Origin of the sequence: Pradoshia sp. (assembly GCF_051873915.1) — a bacterium.
Taxonomy (GTDB): domain Bacteria; phylum Bacillota; class Bacilli; order Bacillales; family Pradoshiaceae; genus Pradoshia.
The window spans coordinates 1-13,486 of sequence record NZ_JBJEFJ010000076.1; the positions used below are offsets into that span (position 1 = coordinate 1).

14 protein-coding genes are annotated in these 13,486 nt (G+C 42.9%); 1 reads left to right on the plus strand and 13 read right to left on the minus strand.

The window, feature by feature from the left end; genetic code table 11:
- Positions 1-11: 11 nt before the first annotated feature.
- The 13 genes from ypeB to ACI35L_RS07350 form a co-directional block, all read right to left on the minus strand.
- Positions 12-1,376, minus strand: coding sequence for a germination protein YpeB (ypeB, locus tag ACI35L_RS07290; protein ID WP_439802568.1), 1,365 nt, complete (start codon positions 1,374-1,376; stop codon positions 12-14).
- Positions 1,377-1,378: 2 nt separating this feature from the next.
- Positions 1,379-2,245 (minus strand): spore cortex-lytic enzyme, encoded by an 867-nt coding sequence (gene sleB / locus ACI35L_RS07295; RefSeq protein ID WP_049670543.1) that lies wholly within the window; start codon positions 2,243-2,245, stop codon positions 1,379-1,381.
- Between the two features lie 123 nt (positions 2,246-2,368).
- Positions 2,369-3,043 carry a glutamic-type intramembrane protease PrsW gene (gene prsW / locus ACI35L_RS07300; RefSeq protein ID WP_049670542.1) on the minus strand — a complete coding sequence of 225 codons (675 nt, stop codon included), beginning with the start codon at positions 3,041-3,043 and terminating at the stop codon, positions 2,369-2,371.
- A 90-nt stretch (positions 3,044-3,133) separates the two neighbouring features.
- The gene (locus ACI35L_RS07305) at positions 3,134-4,102 is read right to left on the minus strand and encodes an asparaginase (protein ID WP_049670541.1); all 969 of its coding nucleotides are present in this window, start codon (positions 4,100-4,102) and stop codon (positions 3,134-3,136) included.
- Positions 4,103-4,134: 32 nt separating this feature from the next.
- Positions 4,135-5,109, minus strand: a complete 975-nt coding sequence (locus ACI35L_RS07310; protein ID WP_439802563.1) for a YpdA family putative bacillithiol disulfide reductase — start codon at positions 5,107-5,109, stop codon at positions 4,135-4,137.
- A gap of 163 nt (positions 5,110-5,272) precedes the next feature.
- Positions 5,273-6,538 carry a Glu/Leu/Phe/Val family dehydrogenase gene (locus ACI35L_RS07315; RefSeq protein ID WP_049670539.1) on the minus strand — a complete coding sequence of 422 codons (1,266 nt, stop codon included), beginning with the start codon at positions 6,536-6,538 and terminating at the stop codon, positions 5,273-5,275.
- Between the two features lie 352 nt (positions 6,539-6,890).
- The gene (locus tag ACI35L_RS07320) at positions 6,891-7,472 is read right to left on the minus strand and encodes an adaptor protein MecA (protein WP_439802564.1); all 582 of its coding nucleotides are present in this window, start codon (positions 7,470-7,472) and stop codon (positions 6,891-6,893) included.
- 79 nt (positions 7,473-7,551) lie between these two features.
- Entirely contained in the window at positions 7,552-8,331 is a 780-nt protein-coding gene (locus ACI35L_RS07325) for a metallophosphoesterase (RefSeq protein ID WP_439802565.1), read from the minus strand.
- Positions 8,332-8,516: 185 nt separating this feature from the next.
- Complete coding sequence (locus tag ACI35L_RS07330) at positions 8,517-9,146, minus strand: CBS domain-containing protein (RefSeq protein WP_049670536.1); 630 nt, start codon at positions 9,144-9,146, stop codon at positions 8,517-8,519.
- A 90-nt stretch (positions 9,147-9,236) separates the two neighbouring features.
- Positions 9,237-9,695, minus strand: a complete 459-nt coding sequence (locus ACI35L_RS07335) for a YpbF family protein (RefSeq protein ID WP_439802566.1) — start codon at positions 9,693-9,695, stop codon at positions 9,237-9,239.
- A 40-nt stretch (positions 9,696-9,735) separates the two neighbouring features.
- On the minus strand, positions 9,736-10,320 hold the full coding sequence (locus tag ACI35L_RS07340) for a CPBP family intramembrane glutamic endopeptidase (protein WP_049670534.1): 585 nt from the start codon (positions 10,318-10,320) through the stop codon (positions 9,736-9,738).
- The gene (locus ACI35L_RS07345; protein ID WP_053103730.1) at positions 10,310-11,803 is read right to left on the minus strand and encodes a RecQ family ATP-dependent DNA helicase; all 1,494 of its coding nucleotides are present in this window, start codon (positions 11,801-11,803) and stop codon (positions 10,310-10,312) included. Before ACI35L_RS07345 ends, ACI35L_RS07340 begins: the two co-directional genes overlap by 11 nt.
- A complete protein-coding gene (locus ACI35L_RS07350; protein WP_439802567.1) occupies positions 11,790-12,668 on the minus strand; it encodes a helix-turn-helix domain-containing protein in 879 nt (292 codons plus the stop codon). The genes ACI35L_RS07345 and ACI35L_RS07350 overlap by 14 nt, the downstream gene beginning before the upstream one ends.
- A gap of 402 nt (positions 12,669-13,070) precedes the next feature.
- Here ACI35L_RS07350 and ACI35L_RS07355 point away from each other — a divergent pair, with 402 nt between their 5' ends.
- Positions 13,071-13,319: a ferredoxin gene (locus ACI35L_RS07355; RefSeq protein WP_049670532.1), complete on the plus strand. Its 249-nt coding sequence runs from the start codon at positions 13,071-13,073 to the stop codon at positions 13,317-13,319.
- The last annotated feature ends 167 nt before the right edge of the window (positions 13,320-13,486 follow it).

Consider the following 13,486-nt stretch of genomic DNA (forward strand, 5'->3'; position numbering starts at 1 on the left):
TTGCTCTTCACTTATGACACATTATTATAAACCTTGGAGGCTTCATGCATTTTCTCCACTTTTTCCTCCTGACCCGTATCCGCATTAATATAAATCCGGTAGGTATCATTCCCGATTGTGCCCATAAATTCATAGCAAAGGACATCCTCGTAAAGGTCATTGGTGATCATGGCCAGCCTTTGATCTTGAATTTTCACCTTCGAGCTGATGGTTTTCGCCGCTTCTTCCTCGCTTAGTTTCGGTTTGCCAATCGTCCGTTCCTTATGATTTTGCAGGTAATCCTCTGCAACAAGACCGACAATGGAGCCATCATCCAAGCCTACCTTGATTTTGATTGCCTCTGCATATACCGGCACGGTATTTAGCTCAGTCACAAAGGTATAAACACCGACATTTTGATATTGCGTACTTTCAAACAAGCCTAAGTTTTTGTAGCCCATTTTTTCAAGATAGCTTTTCGCTTTCTTGTACCCATCATTCAGACTGATTGTTGCTTCGCCCACTGAGCGGTCATTAATGATGTAGATAGGATATCCGCCCTTTTTCGTTAAATCCACATCAACATTCTCACCAGTATCGGCGACCTTCATGCTCACATGATAGAAACCATAATTAGATCCGTCTTTATTCTCCGTTACCTTAATCGATTTTGCATCCTTTACATTGGCATATTCCTTCGCATGTTTGATTGCTTCCTTGCGTGTTATGGCTGCATCAGTTAAGTGTTCATAGGTGATTTTCTTAGCAGAGGATGTGAAGGTAGTACCATAATCCTCTTTCTGTCCGTAGGACTTCACATTATTCTCAATCGTCTTCAAGCCATCAATGACGAGATTGTCCTGAGGTTCATCCCCTTCAGCCTGAGCAAGCACCGTCTCTACGTCAGTCCACTTTAGGTTATTGTTCATAATTTCTCCTTGGACCTTCCGCAGCTCCTGTTGAATCTCTGTTGAATTAGCATACAGACGCTCAAGCGTCTTATATTCCTCATCTGTCAGGGGAGATTTATCCAGATCGCGCACCGAGGTTTTATAGGCGAAATCCCCGATTTTGGTCAAGAAAGCCTCAGTCTCATTAAATGGCATTAATGTTAGCGGCAGCTGTCCAACACTGCCATGGGCCGTATTCGTGATTCTCCACACATCCACGAGAGCCGGTGACAGGGATGTGCGCGAATTCATCGCAAGTGTTGTCCCAATCTTGTCATTCAATACATCCATTTCATAGGCAAGGTCATTAAAGGCACGCTGATAATTATTCTCTGCATGAATTAAAATAGCGTTCTTCTCTTGCCTTTCCGTATAGCCCCAATAGGCTGTACCAGCTAGGCCAATGGCCAATACTCCGATAAGTACATTTCTAATCAATTTACTCACCTCTAGCGGCAGAAAATATGCTTGCCGATTTGTTTTATTTGCGGTCTTGTCCATATCCAGGCGCTTGTCGCCGTTTCTGGATTAAAGTAATATTCCGCCTCACCTGTTGGATCCCATCCGTTCATTGCATCCATGACGGCTTGCTTAGCCTGTTCATTAGGTGTCAGCCAAATCTGTCCATCTGACACGGCAGTAAATGCCCCCGGCTGGAAGATAACACCTGATACGGTATTCGGGAACGAGGCGCTTTGAACGCGGTTTAAGATGACAGCTGCTACAGCGACTTGTCCTTCATATGGCTCTCCACGAGATTCTCCATAGACGGCATTAGCCATTAAATTAATATCACTTTCAGAAAATCCTGATGGGATATTCGCCGCTGTCCCGCTCGTGGAAGTGGTTGTGGCCGTTCCAGCAGTTGTGTTTTTGTTCGTTGCGGGCTTATTTGTCGCAGACGTTGTACCTGATGTAGATTTTTTGACCTGATGCTCAAGCGGCATCCCTTGATAGTACGTGAAGGTATTGCCTGAATTAATTTGCTGATGAACCCATGTCTTATTGAAATTTGATACATTAGACAATTTCTGCTTTGTCGCACTTCCAGCCAGGCCATCAATCGGCAACCCATAGCTTTCCTGGAAGTTGCGGAGCGCCCAATAGGTGCCCCAGCCAAACACCCCGTCTATTTGGCCATGATAATAGCCGATATTCTGCAAACGCGCCTGCAGCTCGACTACATCATCACCGGTCGCCCCCTTTTGAATGACCTGGTTCGAGAATGCGGATACATCTTGGTTATAGATTGGCAGCAATGTGAGAATAACGCCAATCAATAGGCAGGAAAATGATTTTCTTGCTAAGCCTTTCATACGTATGCCCTCCTGAAATAGTAATGACAGTAAGGGTAGTTTTTACAATCTCAGATAAAATATGCAAAAGCCGCCAACTACAAAAAACTCTCCATTCAAGAATGAATGAAGAGTTAGTGACAATTATAACGTTTCAAAGGATTGCTTAAAGGCCTTCTCCGTTAGGATACGGGCTTTTTTCACCTTCCATAATCCAAGTCCCCAAAGGAAGAACATAAAAGGAATCAAGTAAACATACCAATTAACCTCTATCATGAGAATATAATTAAATAATCCATGCAGCAGGAATGGAACGACAAGGGCAATTACCATATATTTCAAGCGCTTTTCTTTTGAAAATTTGGCCTTCCCGAAATAAAAGCCCATGATTACCCCGAACAGCCCGTGACTAGACACCGGGAATAAAGCTCTGCCCCATGCATATTCAACCCCATTTGAGAACAAATAGAGAATATTTTCAAATGTTGCAAATCCAAGAGAAATGGCCACCCCATAGACAATTCCATCATATGGTTCATCAAATTCAACATGACCGAAAATGAGCAGGAGGAAGATTCCCCATTTCAGCGTTTCCTCCAAAAAACCCTTGGCTAAAAAGGAATCAGCCCATGTAGCCTGAAGCAAGCCTTCTGCATCGAGAACATATTGAAAGAACATGACTGGAATAACAATCAATGCTCCATATACAAATGCTTTTAACACAACCGATATCGGCTCTGTATTATATTGGTCTTTTAAATAGAAATAGATAAGCAGGGCTAAACCAGGAGCAACCCCTGCGGTTAATATATTTAACATGGCATACTCCTTCCTCTCCCATACTTACCATCTATCCTACCATGTACATGATAAAAATACATCCAATTCGTGCTGTATTTACGGCTAAAGTCACAGTTGAAAGGCCTGCTCAATATTTTTCTTTCCATTTGCTAATAAGACGGCCAGCTTGATTCGTGCCTTCTTACTATCATAGTCCTCCCCGAGAATGACCCCTCTCGTTCGCAAATCATGGGCACTTCCTACATATCCGTATGCCGGATATACCTTGCCCTCCTCTGCACTTGTTGTCATGACCACCTTCACACCTTGGTCTAAAGCCTTTTGGATGGAATCAACCATATAAGGAGTTACTTGTCCTCTTCCGACCCCTTCAAGAACGATTCCTTGAACACCATTATGTACGGCTGCATCGATGAATAATCCATCCGATCCGGTATAGCATTTAATAATCTCTACCCTTGGAATCTTATTCCCCAAAACCTCATATGATTCATGATAAATCGGCTTTTGGTACACACTGACTACATCATTATCAATAATGCCCAGGTATCCATACCCAAAGGATTCAAACCCTTGTAGATTGGAGGCGTGGACCTTCTTGACATATCTCGCAGAGTATATACGTTCATTAAATACTACAAGCACTCCCACATCATGAAGCATTTCATTCGCGGCAACGAAAATGGAGTTGCGGAGATTGGAATAGACATCTGTACCAACATCTTGCGGTGAGCGCTGAGATCCTGTGACCACAATTGGGCGAGGATCATTGGTTGTTAAATCAAGAAAATAGGCGGTTTCTTCAAGCGAGTCTGTCCCATGGGTAACAACGACCCCTGCTACACTCTTATCTGCAAGCTCTGTTTCAATCGCCTCTTTAATAGCTGTCATTCGATCAAAATTAATATGCATAGAAGGCTTCTGGAACAAGTCAATGACCTTAATTTCAAATCCGTCCGGTAATTGACACAGCGAAGCGAGTTCATCACCGCTCAGAACACCAGAGTCCAGCAATCCCTTTGACATTTCTTTACTGGCAATGGTTCCGCCAGTCGTAATTAATGATATCTTCTTCATTCTTACACCTCTATCACAATCATCCATTTTATTTACTGCTTCTGTTCTTTCTCTGCTATGGATCGCGCAATTTGCCCCCCGTGAAAACGACCGTTCTCAATGAAAATCTCATTCGCGTTTCTTCCTGCCGCAATAACGCCGGCAATATATAGATTCTCCACGTTCGTCTCCATTGTTTCCACGTCGATAACAGGCTTGCCGCTTTCCTCATCGTACTGGATTCCGCATTCTCTTAAAAAATTAAAATCTGGGTGATAGCCAATCATCGCAAACACGAAATCATTCTTAATCTCAAATGATTTCCCTTCTTGCACATAAATAACAGACTCAGGCTTTATTTCTTGAACTTGTGCATTAAATTCCATCTTAATCTTGCCATGACGGACAAGAGACTCAAATTCAGGCAGAATCCATGGTTTGATACTAGATGAATAGACAGATCCCCGGTAAATAACGGTTACTCTTGCGCCTGCCATTGCCAGCTCCATCGCTGCATCAATACTTGAGTTTTTCCCGCCGATGACCACGACATCTTGATTATAATAAGGATGCCCTTCCTTAAAATAATGGTAAACTTTATCAAGCTCCTCACCAGGTATACCCAACATATTCGGCTGGTCATAATACCCAGTCGCCAGAATGACATATGGAGTTTCATATTCACCTTTTTCCGTAGTTACTTTGAAGAGTCCATCTTCCCTTTTCACGGCAGAAAGGACCCGTTCAAATGTGTTAACCCGAAGCTCCTTCCGCTTAGCCACCTCTCGATAATAAGTTAAGGCCTGTAGACGAACAGGTTTGCGGTTTTGCGTAATAAACGCAACATCTCCAATTTCCAGCTTCTCACTCGTTGAAAAGAATGTCTGATGGGTAGGGTAATGATAAATAGCATTCACGATGTTCCCCTTCTCAATGATCAGCGGGCTCTTCCCTATTTCTTGAAGGCTGATAGCCGCTTGCATGCCGCACGGACCACCGCCGATGATAATTGCATCTTCAAATGCCATCTCTTTCTCCTCCTCTATCTATACTGTCTGTATGTGCATGCCATAAACATGACCGTTGTATTAATTGCCATATTAGAATAACACTTCTATTATATTAACGCATAATACGCATACAAAAAAGCTTTCCATCATTAGACAGAAAACTTTTCTGGTTTATCTTCTATTAAATCCACCCTCTGAAACGGGATGCTTCAGCCATTTTCCGAACCCCGATCATATAGGCAGCCAATCTCATATCTACCTTACGCGTATTCGCTGTATCATAAATGCTATTAAAGGAGCGAACCATGACCCGTTCCAGTTTCTCCTCTACTTCCTCTTCCGTCCAATAATAGCCTTGATTATTCTGCACCCATTCGAAATAGGAAACCGTTACTCCTCCTGCAGATGCCAAGACATCCGGAACGAGCAAGATGCCGCGCTCAGTCAGAATTTTTGTACCCTCAAGCGTTGTCGGCCCATTTGCTGCCTCTACTACAATCTTTGCTTTAATCTCATGGGCATTCTCATCTGTGATTTGATTCTCTATCGCAGCTGGAACAAGCACATCACATTCAAGCTCCAGCAATTCTTTATTCGTAATCGTATTTTGGAACAGATTTGTCACTGTACCAAAGCTGTCGCGTCGATCAAGCAGATAATCAATATCCAATCCTTCAGGGTCGTGAAGCGCGCCATGCGCGTCTGAAATACCAATAACCTTTGCCCCGCTGTCATGCATAAATTTCGCCAAGAAGCTTCCGGCATTACCGAAGCCTTGCACAACAACCCTGGCTCCCTTTAGTTCGATGCCCCGCTTCTTTGCTGCTTCTCGTATACATATCGTTACGCCCTTAGCGGTAGCGGTTTCACGCCCATGTGACCCGCCTAGCACTAACGGCTTACCTGTAATAAACCCTGGAGAATTAAATTCATCCATTCGGCTGTACTCATCCATCATCCATGCCATAATTTGCGAATTCGTAAAAACATCCGGCGCAGGAATATCCTTTGTCGGTCCTACCACTTGGCTGATTGCACGGACATACCCGCGGCTCAGTCTTTCTAGTTCACGGAAGGACATATTTCTAGGGTCACAAATAATGCCGCCTTTAGCCCCTCCATACGGCAAGTCCACAATGCCGCACTTTAAACTCATCCAAATCGATAAAGCCTTAATCTCCTTTTCAGTGACATTCGGATGGAACCTGATTCCGCCCTTTGTCGGTCCAATGGCATCATTATGCTGGGCACGAAAGCCAGTAAATACCTTTACTGAACCATCATCCATTTTGACCGGTATCTTTACGGTAAGCATCCGTAACGGCTCTTTCAATAATTCATATACTTCTTCTGGATATCCGAGTTTATCCAATGCCTTATGGATGACAGTTTGTGTAGATTTCAATACATCCAGTCTGTCTTCATTGGTTTGGTGGTCGGCTGACATTCTTAGTACCTCCTAGAGATGAATAGTAATCTATTTGTTTAATCCAGACAAAATCTATACCTCCATAACCATCTGGAAGGAATAACAAATAAATAATCCTAATCCAGCACGGCAACAAAGGCTTTCAATCTTTATATTTACCAATTTGAAATTATCTAAATATAAAAAAAGGGCCTTATCGCACTAAAAGTTTGAACATACAGACTTGTCTCTATTCACATTCAATTACAGTATACTCAAATGACCACAGGAAGTGCAAGAGGTCTGTCTCCCTTATCCTAACAATACTTCCCAAATCACACCAACAATCATTTTCACTCCGAAAAAAGAACCACTAATGGTTTAGTGGTCTTTAATTATTAAAGTATTCCATCATGATAGGAATAATATTATCATGGTATACCCTTAATCCCTTTTCCAGCAAAAGCTCCTCTGTCAATGTTGACAGCTCCCCATATTCAAGAAGGATGGAGGCAACTGATGCCATATCTGCCGCCATAACATTCTCAATCTTTAAATAATAACTGGAATCCAGATGATATAAGTAACCTTCCGCCTTCCATTTCCCATATAAGATCTTGCAGACTTCCACTACATCTTCAAAATCGGCGAATTCAAATATAAAATGATCCTGTTCAACAAATTGAATAGACAAAGTATTATCCATCTCGGCATTTTCGCTGAGGATTGTGTCCTCTTCTGTTTGAATCATCATATAAATCCCGTAACCAGGATATGAATAAATATCCATTAGGATATTACTGTCAATGGAGTATTCCATTTCTTCCAACGCTTCGATTACGATTCGATAAAAAAAGAGATGGCTGTCAGGGACCTGAATCTTCAATTTAATCGGAGTCATTTCTTTTTCTTCTAACTCCTCCTGTGAAACAAAGACTTTGACGTTCTTGGCGTTTATTCTCTTCAGCTTCATAAACAAGTCCTCCTGTGAATACATCCTCCCTTGTATGATATGAGGATTGACTAAACAGGTGCCTTGTTTGCTCTTTATTCTATTGGTCCATCCGTGAAAGATGAATGATATGCACTTCAGGTCTTGCGCCTAATCGCAGCGGTAATCCGCTCGTCCCATAGCCATTGCTCGTAAACACTGTCGTTTCGCCAACGTGATGAATACCTCCATGGCGATATGGGCCAAAGCCAAACACCCTGATTTGCCCGCCATGTGTATGACCGCTAAGAACAAGCCTGATTCTGTCCTCTTTTTGAATTTCTTTATCTATTGAAGGTGTATGGCTCGCCAGGATTCTAAAGGTCCCCTCTTGTGCCTCAAGCATGACGTTCTTAAGACCTTCCTGCCGCTTTTCTGGCTCATAGAAGTCAACCCCAAGCAAATTGATCCTTCCGCCATCTCCCGTCTCAAGAATAACCCCCTCGTCTGTCAAAACCTTAATTCCTAAACCGACGAAAAGGGCATCCAGTTCATGAACATCTGTTTCATAATCATTATTTCCCCATATAAAATAAACCGGACCCAGCTCCTTTAGCTTAACCAGGTTTTCATATACCCGCTCGATAGGAACCCCGCTCTCTGTCAGATCTCCTCCAATCAAGACAAAGTCTACCTTTCCGAACGCAGACTGAATGAGGGCGTCATTGATCAGCCTGCGATGAATATCAGAGATAAAAAACAAACTAATACGTTCACTGCTCGGGAAATCCTCAAATGACAGCTCCACTACATTCAAAAAGTCCTTCTTCGCCAGTCTATTCATATACACAATAAGTGCTGCGGTACCCAACAGCATGATGGAAATTAAGATGACCCACATTGGTTTCCTCCAGAGGTTATTATGCTTCTATCCAAAAGGCTATGTTTATCATATGTGTTGATTTTCGTTGCATGCGGCAAAACCAAAGGAGCGCCTATTTTACTATCAACATTCAACTTTAATGAACCCATCCCAAAAAAAGAGCTGCCTCTGCATAATGCATATAGGAAGCTCTTTTTAGCGTATTACATTTCCTGTATATCTAAAATTCCAAAGCCAGATTCCTCCAGCTTCTTAATAAATTTATCCACATTTGGTGATTTCGCCACCTTAATGACAATCCTTCTGACTAATTTATCGGTCTCATCAAAGGTAATTAATGCGATGATTTGCTGTTGATATTGGCGTGTCAATTCAGTCAGCCTTGCGATCCGCCCTTTCGTTTCTACCGTCTTCAAGGCAATTCTGACACCAGGCACATGAACCCCGAAGGCATGCTGGAATTCTGCCATCACATCATATCGTGTTACAATGCCAAGGAAATCACCATCCTCCTCAACGACAGCCATGAGCGGCATTTCTTTTAAGTCGACAAGGACATTCTCGAAGATTTCTTGACCAGTCAGCGTCTTATTGCGCTCAGCAATATCTGCCGCCTTAATATCCTTTAAGTATATGCTTCGAGGCAGCTCAGACAGAAATGCCTGCTTGTAAATTCGATATCGAGTAATCGTTCCTACATACTTTTCATCCTTTAATACTGGTACAGCTTCAATTTGTTTTTCATCAAGCTTTTTCAATACCAACTCTAGTGAATCATCATAAGAAACAGTATGACAATGATATTTTGATATCATGATACTCTTCACAAACATCTGACAGCACCTCCAATTATTTAGCCAATAAACGTATACTAATCTTTTTCGACACGGACTCCTTTCTTTCCTGCCAAAAGGAAGAAGCAATTATTTATTTTCGTGAAAAAGATTAATATCATACATATCCTTCATTTTCTGAAAGACAATATGCCGGTTTTTCCAGGCAGATTCACTCTTCCACAAATCCTTGCTGCGGTCCACAATCTCACATCTCAGCGCATGAAATTCCTTCTCAGCTTTGTCCATTTTCTTTTTGAAATACAGCATGGACCCATAGACACCCGCCAAGATAATTGTACCGAGTAAATGGACTGGGTTCTGGAAAAACTGCTCATACATTTCATAGAACGAATACGCATACGGTGAGATTACCGTTCGATATATATAGTAAAGAAACACACCTGCCAGCCCGAGTGTAAGATATACACTGATGAAATGCCGGCTCTTATAATGGTCATACTTCTTCTTGCGCTTAACCACATTATTCAAAATGACCTTTGTTGCTTCATCTGTGATATGATCTGCACTGCTCCGTATTGCTTCCATCCGTCCACCCCCATTTAAGCCTATGAAGCTTATCTGGGTTTTATGAGGACCTGTCCGCCCCCTTTTTATTCAAATAAAGGCCGAGAAGCAAATCAATCACAAAGTGCATGATAATGGTCGCCGGAAGGCTTCCGGTACTATCAAAAATTAATCCGATAAAAAGACTCAGCAAACATATATTCAAAAACAAAAACCAATGAGATAAATACCTGACATGAATCACCGCAAAGATGAGACTTGCAGCCCATATCCCCCAATTTGCCTGAATAACCCCGCGGAATAACATTTCTTCACTAATCGCAATCAACGCGGTCAGAAAGACAATCCTTGGCACTGATAATGATTGAAATACCCGCTCATTAATGCCTCCATCATCATAATAGGAGGCAGGCAAGTACTTCATCCCCGCCAAATCTATGGCCACAACCAATAATCCAGCTAAGAAACCAAGCCACAACGGCCAACCCTCTAACCGGAGAAGAACGGTAAATTGGCCGAAATCATCAAAGGCAAAGTAACCGATAATGACCGCTGCCGTCAAAAGCAGACCTTGCGTGAGGAGCAGTTGCTTATATAACTCCTCATCCGTTAAATTCTTAATCATTTCTGCCTGTTTATTCTTCATGCTGTCCTGATTCACCCTCCTCACCAAAAAGGCGGGCAAGCTCAGCCCTCCACCCTTGATAGTGATGATCTAATACGTTTTCTTCCGGCAGGGCCTGAACCATCCTTTCAAATGTCAGCCCGCAATTATCACAGCAAAGCTCTCCTCCTCCGCTTGATTCCTGGTCAAAATAGGCGGCAATCGATTCTTTTCGGCACTTGCTTGACCGAATCCACTCCCTGAATTGCCATAGCTTACGAAGCTTATCTGAAAGGCGCTCATCAAAATAAGCAGACAGCCTATTTTTTCGCGAAGCAAGACTTTCCCCCTCGCTTCTCTCAAGAATGCGGTCTGCCTCTCTCATTCGTTCAATTTTTTCATCAACTATGATGCCTGATTTTGGTTCTAAAAGAGTATCACGATTAGCCAAATACCATTCAATATCCGAGACCTCAGGATAATCCTTCTCAATCATTTTCGCAGAAATCCGTTCATCCCCTTCAGAATAGAAGAGCAAGGCCAAAGATAGAAGACCATCTCTTCCAGCCCGTCCAATCTCCTGGACATACGCCTCCATGCTAGAGGGCATATTATAATGAATGACATAACGCAAGTTCTCTAGATTGATCCCCATCCCAAAAGCATTCGTCGCAACAATCAAATTGAGCTGCCCTTGGGCAAACTGCTGTTGAATTAATATTCGATCATTCGTATCCATGCCTCCATGATAGAAAGCCGCCTTATGATAGCCTGCATTAAGCAAGTCACTGCACAGGCTCTCGGCAAGCTTTCGGCTGGACACATAAATAATGCCCGGTCCCTTCAAGACACTTAAATAAGCATATAGCTTCTGCCGCTTTTCTTCGCTTCCTTCGACCGCTTCTACTAGGATTCCGATATTTTCCCTATTCACCTCATATACCATTACACGAGCGTTCGGAATAGATAAATTATCCAGAATATCCCTCCGCACTTCCTTTGTGGCTGTTGCCGTCAGGGCCAAGGTAACCGGATTACCTAATGCACTACGAATATCCCCGAGCCTCAAATAGCTCGGTCTAAAATCATATCCCCATTGCGAAATGCAGTGCGCCTCATCCACAACGAATAAAGAAATCTTCTGCCGGCTGATTTTCTGCAAAACGAACCTGGATTGGAGCATCTCAGGTGACACATAAATAAATTTCAACAGATGAAGCGAACGAAGGACCATCTCGCGTTCTTCCTTATTCACAAATGAGTTCAAGGCAGCCACTCTCTTCTCCCCCTTCGCCTTCATTTGCTCTACCTGATCCTGCATCAAGGAGAGCAGCGGGGAAACGACGACCACCAGTCCATCAAGCAAGTATCCCGGAAGCTGAAAACACAAGGTTTTCCCTGTACCGGTCGGCAGCATCGCCAATGTATCCTGACCACTAAGGACCGCTTCCACTACCTCCTTTTGCCCCATCCTGAAGGAAGGAAATCCAAATAATCTCGTTAATTGCTCCTCAAGCATTCCCATGCTGATCCCCTCTCTTCCATTTCGTCATGACAAGCCTAATCTTGAAATAAGGGAATCCCGGGGGCAGGAGCTCCTTAATGGACCGCAATTGGCCTGTATGAACAGAATTTGCTGCCTCCACAATCTGTCTCTGCTCCTCATCCGTCACATAATCCTCTATACTGAATCCCTCAATAAAGGAAGCAATCTCAACAATATGATCCTCAACCGTATTAATCTTCAACCTTCGAGCTCGGGCAATCTGCTCGATTGTTAACCCTTGCCGAACTAATTTCCATGTCATTTTCGTCGAATTAGTCAGCACAGATTCGTTCTGCTCCTCCTGAACGAGAAGACTATTCAGAAGAGGAAATGGTTCTTTTCGCGCAGATTCCATCATATAATGCAGCGTATCCAAGAAAAGAAATTGCGCATAATAATGATCAATCCCAAGCTTTCTTGCTGCCTGTGACAAAGTCATTCCTGCCCTCTCATGCCCCGACAAAAGCATGACAAACAGCTCAGGTGAAGCCCCATGCAGCCTATCCAAGCAATGATGAAGCTCTTCATAAAGCTCCCGAGAGAACTTTCGAAGGTTTTTGCCGTGCTGCTTCAGCCAACTCTTTACAAAGCGCTGATGGTCCAAATTTCTCTGCACAGGAATAAATGAATGATTTTCGTGGACCATATTGGACAACACCTGGACAAGCAACTGAAGTCTTGCCCAAAACAAAGGAGCCGTCTCCTTAAAAAGGAAGCCATTCAAATGACTCATCGGTTCATACTGTTCTCGCCATTCGTCAAGAAACGCCAATCCGGCATCCGAACAAATATAGGTCAAATCACCCACCGGCTCAATCAGCTCTCGTTCCTTCAAAAACCTCAAATGCTCATCCCACTCTTCACGGGAAAGCTTAGGCAACACTGCAAAAAAAGGATCCAACCCATACAATCTGGCATCCTGGATTGGCTGGGAGGAACGTTTCCCATTAAGTATATGTAAAGGCGAATACACCGTCCTTTGACCCTTTAACACTTTTATTAAATACAGTATTAATCCATCGATGTATGTTATAATAAACTCACCCCATTCTACATGATTAGACATCTTTATTTTACCAAATACTTGTCTTAAATGATGCAAGTTTCCATCGGCAATGCGGCAAAAGCCTTACATAACCATGAAATATTGGCTATTGAAAAGTCAGTACTTGAGTTTTACAATAAGGTGAGGGGTTTGATATCCGGAAAGGATATTAAATTATTTATTTGCGGGAGGTATAATAGCATGGCAAAATTCACAATCGTAGACAAAGAAACATGCATTGCTTGCGGAGCATGCGGTGCCGCAGCTCCAGATATTTATGATTACGACGATGAAGGCATTGCATTTGTTACTTTAGATGATAACCAAGGAATCGTCGAAATTCCTGACGTTCTAGAAGATGACATGATGGATGCTTTCGAAGGCTGCCCTACTGACTCAATCAAAGTGGCAGACGAATCCTTTGATGGTGACCCATTGAAATTCGAATAGGTTTGAATAGAAAGAAACCTTTGCTCGTGATAAGCAAAGGTTTCTTTTTTTGCGATGGAATATGTAATGATTTCCTGAGTATGGGGTACTGGGGGAGGCTGAGAAGGCCGTTGCCCAGAGGATGTCCACCCTTTCCTCATCCTATATACCCCTTGCCTGGGCATTGG